At 73.4% G+C, this 3211-nt stretch carries 3 protein-coding genes; 1 reads left to right on the forward strand and 2 read right to left on the reverse strand.

What is annotated here, in order from left to right; genetic code table 11:
- The coding region (locus tag CCN33_RS27085; RefSeq protein ID WP_107484002.1) for a helix-turn-helix domain-containing protein at positions 1-1236 on the forward strand (1236 nt) is incomplete at its 5' end.
- A 144-nt stretch (positions 1237-1380) separates the two neighbouring features.
- On the opposite strand, the gene CCN33_RS27090 is transcribed toward CCN33_RS27085, so the two are convergent.
- Positions 1381-2613 (reverse strand): serine hydrolase domain-containing protein, encoded by a 1233-nt coding sequence (locus tag CCN33_RS27090; protein WP_086696067.1) that lies wholly within the window; start codon positions 2611-2613, stop codon positions 1381-1383.
- A 115-nt stretch (positions 2614-2728) separates the two neighbouring features.
- On the reverse strand, positions 2729-3211 hold a 483-nt coding region (locus CCN33_RS27095; protein WP_140394698.1), incomplete at its 5' end, for a PP2C family protein-serine/threonine phosphatase.

Consider the following 3211-nt stretch of genomic DNA (forward strand, 5'->3'; position numbering starts at 1 on the left):
GGTGAGCACGGCACCGGCCGCGCGGCCGGTGCCGTGCTCACCGTGGCCCGCCCCGACCCCTTCGACCGGCGCGCCTGCGAGATCGTCCACCGCACCGCGAGCGTCCTCGGACTGCTGCTGAGGGAGAGCGAACTCGCCCGTTCGGCACGCCGGTTGCGCCGTGCCTCCGCCGACCTGCGCCTGGCCGTCCTGCAACTGCTCATGGTGGAGGACGTGGTCTCCGCCCGCCGCGTCGCCGCCGGACTCTGGCCCGGTCTGCTCGAACAGGACACCGCCCGCGTCTACGTCGTCGAGGGCTCGCCGGCCGGACGGGACGCCCTCGCCGAGGAGTGCACGGACGTCACCGAGGGCCGCGCGCTGGTCGTACGCTGCCCTGCCGTGGACGGCCATGTCATCGTCGTCAGCCCCGCCTCGGCGCCGGGGGAGAGGCTGCGTGCCCTCGTCGCCGACCGCCCGGACACCTACCTCGGCGGCAGCCTCCACCAGCGGCTCGCCCGGACCGCCACCGCCTACGGACAGGCCATCAGCGCCCTTGCCGTCGCCCGGTTCAGCCCCGGCCGCAGCGCCGTCTACGCCGAACGCACCCACCCCGAACGCCTGCTGGACCCGGCCGCGCTGCGCACCTGGTCCGCCCGGACCCTGCGCCCGCTGGACACCCTGCCCCATCACACCCGTGCCGAACTGCTGGCCACCACCCGGCTGGGCCTGGACTTCACCGCGGTCAGCGCCGCCAAGGTGCTCGGCGTCAGCCGCAACACCGTCCGCGCCCGCATGGACCGGCTGCAGACCCTGCTGGACACCGACCTGACCGACCTCACCACCCGCACCGCCGTCCGCCTCGCCCTGCTCACCGAGGCGGCACACGGCCCTTACGACCCCGGAACCGCCCCGCACACCGGGCCCCGCTTCACCGACCTCCTCGACTCAGCCGCGCTGCGCGACTGGGCCCGCGACCTGCTCGGCCGGCTGGACGGCGACGGTCGCGACCTGCGCGCCACCCTGAGCGCCTGGATCTCGGCCGGCGCCAATGCCGAACGGGCCGCGAAGCAGCGAGGCGTGCACGCCCAGACCGTCCGTGAACACGTCCGTGCCGCCGAACCCGTCCTGGAGCGCCAGCTCCTCGCGGGCGGCAGTGACCTGTACGAGGTGGTCCTCGTCCATCTCGCGGACGGCACCCTCGCCGTCCCCGAAGCCGGGGCGAACGGGGACCAAGCGGACGCGCCTGTGCACGGGTGAGTGCCCGGCGGCACCGACCGGGCACCGCTGCGATGGCCACCGCCGGGCCCCCCGGTTAAGTTCGGCAGTCCAGCGGGGGTACGACCGGAGCGGGGGGCCGGTCGTACCCCTTTTCGCATCCCCCCGCCCGGCCCGGTCGCGGGCTCAGTGCTGGGCGTTCTGCGCGGGCAGGTCGTAGACGTGGCCGGGGGAGATGACCTTGGTGACGGCCCGTCCGAACAGGGTGCTCGGCTCCTGGCGGTCATGCGCGATGTCGGTGTTGAGCAGCACCACCAGCGAGGTGCGCGCCGAGGGCAGATACACCGTCAGCGACTCGTACCCCGGCAGGGAGCCGTTGTGGCCGATCCAGCCGTGCACGTTGAAGATGCCCAGGCCGTAGCCCGCGTCGGGGTAGCCGGTGGGCGGGGTGAGCAGGCGCTGGCGCTGGGTGGCGGGGGTGATCATCCGCTCGCCGTCCGGGAACCGCCCGGTGGCCACCGTGCGGGACCACACCCGCATGTCCTGCAGGTTCGAGACCATCGCGCCGGCCGCCCAGCCCCAGGACGGGTTCCAGCCGGCCGTCTCCGCGACCTTCCCGTCCGCCGTCTGGTTGGTGTACCCCTGTGCGTGCGGCTTCGGGAACTCGCTGCCCTCGGGGAACGAGGTGTGCTTCATCCCGGCCGGGTCCAGCACATGCTGCTGGATGTAGTCCCCGAGTCTCTGCCCGCTCCGCTGCTCCACGACCAGGCCGAGGAGGATCAGGTTGGTGTTGGAGTACTGGAACTTCGCGCCCGGCTCGAACTGCACCGGATGCCTGAAGGCGTAGTCCAGCAACTGCTGCGGCGTGAAGGAGCGTCGCGGGTCCGAGGTGAGCGCCTTGAAGAAGTCCGGGTCCTCCGAGTAGTTGAACAGCCCGCTGCGCATGTCGGCGAGCTGCCGCAGCGAGATCTTGTCGCCGCCTGGCACACCGTCGATGTACCGGCCGATCGGGTCGTCCAGTTCCACCTTGCCCCGGTCGACCAGTTGCAGCAGCGCGGTGACGGTGAACGTCTTGGTCTCGCTGCCGATCCGCATGTACAGATCCGGGGACATCGGGCGCTTGCTGCTCTTGTCGGCGACACCGAAGGAGCGGACGTGGTTCCCCTTGTCGGGGGTCCAGATCCCGACCGTGACACCGGGGACGCCCGCCTCGCGCATCACCCGCTGTACGGCGTCGTCGATCTGCCGGTTCACCTCGGGTGTGAGGGCCCGTACGTCGGGGCCCGTGGGAGAGGGACTCGGGGAATCCGCGGCGGGCGGCGCCGCCAGGGAGGGGGCCCCGGTGAGTGGGGCGACGAGTGCGCCGAGGGCGGCCGCGACGGCCAGCCTCCGGCGCAGGCGTGCAGGGGAACGGGGCATGGGCTGACTCCAAGCACCTGAGAGCCGGAGCTGCGGCGGGGCTGACGCCCCGGGCTCTCAGCATAGGAGCGCTTCTGCGGCCTCGCCCGTCGGCCGTTCGGGTGAGCGCCGGTACTCAGCGGGGCGACCGGTCGGGGGCCAGGACCAGCACGCTCGCGTCGTCGTCCACGTGGTGGCCGAGGTGGCGTACGTCCTCCCACAGCGCGTCCGGGAGCGCGGCGGTGCCGGTGTCCGCGAGGGCGGCCAGGCGTTCGGGCATGGGGTAGAAACGGCCGGCCCCGTCCCGCGCCTCCCACAGGCCGTCGGTGGCGATCAGCAGGCGGTCGCCCGGGTCCAGCGTCACCGTGACCTCCTTCGGCGGCTCGACCCCGAGGAGGCCGATGCCCAGCGGGGGGGCCGGCGCGACCGTCAGCTCCCGTGCCCCTCCCGCGCGCAGCAGCACGGGCGGCGGGTGCCCGCAGGTCACCACCCGTACCGTCCGGGTGTCGGCGGAGAACTCCAGCAGCACCGCCGTGGCGAACAGCTCCGCGTGCCGGACCCCGGACGAGTCCGCCACCAGCCGACGGTCCATCCGGGCGGCCACCGCCTCCAGCGCCCG

The sequence above is a fragment of the Streptomyces recifensis genome (genome assembly GCF_002154615.1).
Classification (GTDB): Bacteria; Actinomycetota; Actinomycetes; order Streptomycetales; family Streptomycetaceae; genus Streptomyces; species Streptomyces griseoluteus.